This window comes from Pedobacter sp. 10L46_2 (assembly GCF_056395165.1).
Genome location: NZ_JBFTIZ010000330.1, coordinates 1 through 4,648, shown reverse-complemented (window position 1 = coordinate 4,648; position 4,648 = coordinate 1). Strand labels below are relative to the sequence as shown.

The following is a 4,648-nucleotide window of genomic DNA, read 5'->3' as shown; positions in this document are numbered from 1 at the left end:
CATATATTCTACCAGTTTCGCGATTCATCATTACTGGATTGTATGTATTATCTCGATCATCATTATCGAATATTCTCATAGGAATTATTTCAAAACTTGAATGGTGGCTATTTACTTTGTTAAGTTGGAATCCTACATAGCACAGTGAAATAAGTATACCACCTAAAAGGATATTAGTAATGTTTGCTTTCATGCCGTTTAATTTAGATCGAATGAAGGTCGTAAAAATAAATTCAAGTTTTATGAATTATGCATTAACTAATATTGGGAATATTCATTTATTGTTTTTACCTTAGTGTTATCAAAAGGAGAAAAGGCTATAAGCCTTTCTTTTTTGGTTAAGAATATGCATTAGCTAATAATTGGAATAACTCAATTTCAAGTCCTGTGAGTGGGTGATCCACGAAGGGCAGGCAAAGCATAAAAAACAGAGAGCAGAGGCAGGACATATAGGGGCCTGCAGGAAGTAGCAAATATAAGCTACTAGACATGTTTAAGAGCCCCGATGAGAACGTAGTCGGGGCTAATGGTAAAGCCCTTGTGAAGGATTGGCTTCGGGATGATGACCTGGTGTACAATGAAGCAAGGCAGATATTGCCCAATAGGGGTTGGTTTAGGTTGATTTAGCGTAGGTGTGGTGCCTACGCTTATTTTATTGACACTTTAAAATTTATTATATGGAATTATTTGATCTTTTCGGGAACAAATCGCAGTCTGTCTCTTCTGGAGCGATAATTTCAGAATGCAAAAAATACAGGTATCGATTATGGCGTATTTGGGATCAAACGAAACCAGCAGTGCTTTTCATAATGCATAACCCGTCAAAAGCCGATGAAGTTAATTCAGATCCAACAATGACCAGATGTGTGAACTTCGCTAAATCATGGGGGTTCGGTGGTATTTGGATTGGTAATCTTTCTCCTTACCGCGCAACAAATCCTGATGACTTGAAATGTTTAGCGCCTGATGAGTTGCAGCCTAAGGAAAATCAGAATCATGTAAAAGAGATGATGAGTATTTGTTCAATGCATATTCTGGCATATGGCAATCCATCTAGAGCCATGTTAAAGCCAGACCTTACAAAGTATGATTGGCATTATCTGAAACTTACAAAGCAAGGTAATCCGTATCACCCATTATATCTGAAAAGCACACTTAAACCTTTAAAATTCACAACAAATTAAACATTAATAGACACTTAAAAAACAAAATTATATGAAGTTTGGAATGAGAAACATGTTAGGGTTGGGCTTTATTGCTGCCCTTGCAGGATTAGCAGGTAAAAGTAAAGAGCAATCAGCTGTTGAGGCATCTGCTCCATTTGGAACAGCGAGGATTGCTTTTGGTAGTCCAGTTTGGTTTGGCAAATCTCAAAAGCAACGTAGGACGAACCGGTTGAAGTTCTCTAAGAATGCTAAGTTAAAACGTGGGAGGGGGTAACATGACCATCTTCCGCACAATCACACTAACAATCATCGTCGCTCTGGTCATCTACGCAATGGTAGCAGGCGATTTTAAAGGATTTAATAATACTTATTTAGGATGAAAAAACACGAACTACTCGAAAAAGCAATGCGGGATTATCCTGCTGGGACTGTTGCACGGTTTGGAGGCAAAGCGCCTGACCACACAAGCAATGGAAAGTTTCAAATAACCGACCTAAATCATAACGGAGATATTCAGGTTATGTCGGACAATGGTAGCGATTGTTTCTATGCTGATGGCGAATGGGCTATACCCGTAAAAGACTCCATCCTATCCGAAAAGTGCGCAATACAGGTTAACAATGAACGTGAGTTTAAGTTGTTGATGGAGCATAGAGCCTACCACGGTTGGGATGTGTTCAATATACAAGATGGAGATGCTAAAGCTCCTAATCCTATTATTGTTAGGCATACTAAAAAACCGGTATTTCTTGAGGAAGGATGTGATAAGGGTTTCGGAACTGAAGGCTATAAAATCATCCCCTTCCAAGACTTCGCAGCAGAGGCTGGGATTGAAGTACCTGTGTTTGCAATGACCAGTGAGGATAATGTGCCGCTTTATGTTGGGGATAAATACAGCCATGCATATTATTCTGATGTATCTGCCAAATGGATGCTTGGTATCAGTAATAGCGTATTTAGTAATGACAGCAAAGCAGTGTCAACTCCAGATCAAGTTAAAGCCTTCTCCACCAAAGAAGCAGCCGAGAAATGGATTGAGCAGACGAATATACCTCAACAAATTCGCATTGAGGGCGATGGTGGTTATGCTATCGTAACCAAAGATAAATTAACACTTCATTCTACTGGTAAATACGGGCCTCGACAAGGTGTATTTATTGATAAGGAAGATTTAGTTAAAGTGTTTGAAGCCTATCAATCATTGACTTCATGCTAACCATCCTATTCACCATCCTGATAGGTGTTGGGATGGATTTATACACCAGGTACTTGAATAAAAACAAATCGAAATGAAAATCAAACCAACAATCGGGTACGTCCTGATAATACTTATTGCAGTGGGATGCTTATGGGTTGTATGCCAATCACCTTGGTGGTTACTAGCGGCTTCAGTAGCGTTTGGTATACTTGGCGTAGGACTACTATCATTATTTGCCTGGCTATTTAAAAAAGAGGAATCATGAAGGAGCCATGCTGCAACCCTAAAGTTAGGGAGGAATTAATGAAGTCAGACCCGACTTTAACACATGTTTACTTTGATCTATCAAACATTGGTAGACTTGACGGTAAAGGATCAACTAAAACTGGACAGAAAATAGAAGTTGGTTATAATCACACCATGAAGTCTGGTGAAGTGCGCGAAAAGACAAGAAATACATTTATTACTCACAATTATTGCCCTTTCTGTGGCAAGAAATATAAATAAGATTCATATGAACAACACAATCATTTTAGAAAGAGAGAATAAAAATCTAAGAGAACACCTGCAAGACGCAGTAATGTTAGCTGGTAGGTATAAGAAAGAAATGGGGCTTACCGATCAGGAGGAACTTGAAAGGTTGAGCGCTAAAGCTAACGGAACCAGGTTTAATCCAAAGGACTTTGACGTTGCAGACCGCAACGGTGAACAATAGCTATGAGCGGAGTAATAACTTTCAGCAGGGTATTCCCCGCGTATCATCCAAGAAAAGGACAGGCAACATATTTCGTGGAGAAGCTATGTAAAGGTTTTCCAGAATATTCAGCGAATGACTTTACGGCATTAAAGAGCCGACCGACATTAGGAATATTTGATCTTATGGTACTTGCAATTGATAAATGGGCTGATTTTGCCCCCAAATCCCATACAATCCGCTCAGGTATCAGATGGAAAGTTGGTGATAAGTTTAGCCCTAGGGTTTGGTCAGGTAAGCCATACACTTCGAAGATGATTACAATCGCTCCTGATATCGAGATTAAGAAGATCTGGGAGTTTGAGATAAAAGGCAATTCATTTTACATAGATGGATATCCAATTTCGCCTGATAAACTGGAGTATGTTGCTGAAAATGATGGTTTATCGAGGCACGATCTGCAAGATTGGTTTCAATATCCTAAGCCGTTTAAAGGACAAATAATCTGTTGGAACGAATCAATTAATTATTAAGGACATGACAGACCTAGCATTAGAACAATTCAAAGACACCCTCCAGGCAAAGCAAGATAACGCAGACTTAGGACTGATTGAGATTAAGCTTAACAAGCACGATCTGGTTACTATTGATACGGTGAATCGTACAATAACCACATCTGGAGTATTGTCTTTCAAAGAGTTCGATTGTATTACTGAAGTATACAGGGGGCTGAGATGAGGCGCGTACTAACTGGCCTGATCGTTTTGTGGGCCACTCTTTCAGTCATTGCATTGGTTTTAGTCGGAATTGCACGGAAACCTGAGGGCAGAGATTACAGCGGTTATGGTGCTTATCAGGGGAGGAGGTTTTAACCATGCTCTTCAAAACAGTTTTCGCAATTATAGCAACAGCACTGGTGTGTTTAGCGATATGGATTTTTAATTAACATACTAAATATAACGTAATGAAAATAGAAGATGTAAAAAAGCAAATGAAGGAGTATAAAGATTTCTTTGGAGGTAATTTGATAGATGTAGACGAAATAGACGCTTGCACTAACAAAGGTGAATTAAGGCGCCTTATTGACCGACATTCAGAGCATATAGAAATGCAGTGTAGTGATGCGTTAGGTCATTTAGACAGGTTAACAGAACGATTATTTATTATAAAACATTAATCCATGAACAACCAAAACACAATTAAGCCGGGGATGACAGAGAAAGTATGCGGAACTTACTTCAACAGGGATCGTAACGATTTCTATGATGAGACAGGGTGCTTATTACCACAAGGTCATAACGGGCCGCATAGGTGTAAAGAAAAGCATGGAAGAATAGTAGAATGGGAATACGATTTCGATTGTGGTTGTGATGACTGTAAAACAGATGATTTTTCGGACATGTGTATAGTTTATGAATTTTTAAAAGGAGGAAAATAAAATGGAAGAATCAAAGGTAAAGATAGCAGAGGAATACGTTTCATCGCTTAAGCGCTCCGATATGTTTCCCGTTAGAGAAGCCATCGCAACGGCATTTTCAGACGGGATGGATAATCAATATTTATCTCAACCAGGATTTAATGACCTACAAC

General features: G+C 39.1%; 10 protein-coding genes. 9 read left to right on the top strand and 1 reads right to left on the bottom strand.

Annotated features, from left to right (window positions below):
• On the bottom strand, nt 1–193 hold a 193-nt coding region (locus tag AC1DDX_RS24010), incomplete at its 3' end, for a hypothetical protein (RefSeq protein ID WP_477622721.1).
• A 296-nt stretch (nt 194–489) separates the two neighbouring features.
• Here AC1DDX_RS24010 and AC1DDX_RS24005 point away from each other — a divergent pair.
• The 9 genes from AC1DDX_RS24005 (at nt 490) to AC1DDX_RS23965 (ending at nt 4,496) form a co-directional block, all read left to right on the top strand.
• Nucleotides 490–627: a hypothetical protein gene (locus AC1DDX_RS24005; protein WP_477611940.1), complete on the top strand. Its 138-nt coding sequence runs from the start codon at nt 490–492 to the stop codon at nt 625–627.
• A 50-nt stretch (nt 628–677) separates the two neighbouring features.
• Nucleotides 678–1,184 carry a DUF1643 domain-containing protein gene (locus AC1DDX_RS24000; RefSeq protein ID WP_477611941.1) on the top strand — a complete coding sequence of 169 codons (507 nt, stop codon included), beginning with the start codon at nt 678–680 and terminating at the stop codon, nt 1,182–1,184.
• 31 nt (nt 1,185–1,215) lie between these two features.
• Entirely contained in the window at nt 1,216–1,440 is a 225-nt protein-coding gene (locus AC1DDX_RS23995; protein ID WP_477611942.1) for a hypothetical protein, read from the top strand.
• Between the two features lie 102 nt (nt 1,441–1,542).
• Nucleotides 1,543–2,382, top strand: coding sequence for a hypothetical protein (locus tag AC1DDX_RS23990; RefSeq protein ID WP_477611943.1), 840 nt, complete (start codon nt 1,543–1,545; stop codon nt 2,380–2,382).
• Nucleotides 2,383–2,878: 496 nt separating this feature from the next.
• Nucleotides 2,879–3,079: a hypothetical protein gene (locus tag AC1DDX_RS23985; RefSeq protein ID WP_477611945.1), complete on the top strand. Its 201-nt coding sequence runs from the start codon at nt 2,879–2,881 to the stop codon at nt 3,077–3,079.
• A 2-nt stretch (nt 3,080–3,081) separates the two neighbouring features.
• Nucleotides 3,082–3,591, top strand: a complete 510-nt coding sequence (locus AC1DDX_RS23980) for a hypothetical protein (RefSeq protein WP_477611946.1) — start codon at nt 3,082–3,084, stop codon at nt 3,589–3,591.
• A 4-nt stretch (nt 3,592–3,595) separates the two neighbouring features.
• Nucleotides 3,596–3,796, top strand: a complete 201-nt coding sequence (locus tag AC1DDX_RS23975; RefSeq protein WP_477611947.1) for a hypothetical protein — start codon at nt 3,596–3,598, stop codon at nt 3,794–3,796.
• 226 nt (nt 3,797–4,022) lie between these two features.
• Complete coding sequence (locus tag AC1DDX_RS23970; RefSeq protein WP_477611949.1) at nt 4,023–4,235, top strand: hypothetical protein; 213 nt, start codon at nt 4,023–4,025, stop codon at nt 4,233–4,235.
• 3 nt (nt 4,236–4,238) lie between these two features.
• On the top strand, nt 4,239–4,496 hold the full coding sequence (locus tag AC1DDX_RS23965) for a hypothetical protein (RefSeq protein ID WP_477611950.1): 258 nt from the start codon (nt 4,239–4,241) through the stop codon (nt 4,494–4,496).
• The last annotated feature ends 152 nt before the right edge of the window (nt 4,497–4,648 follow it).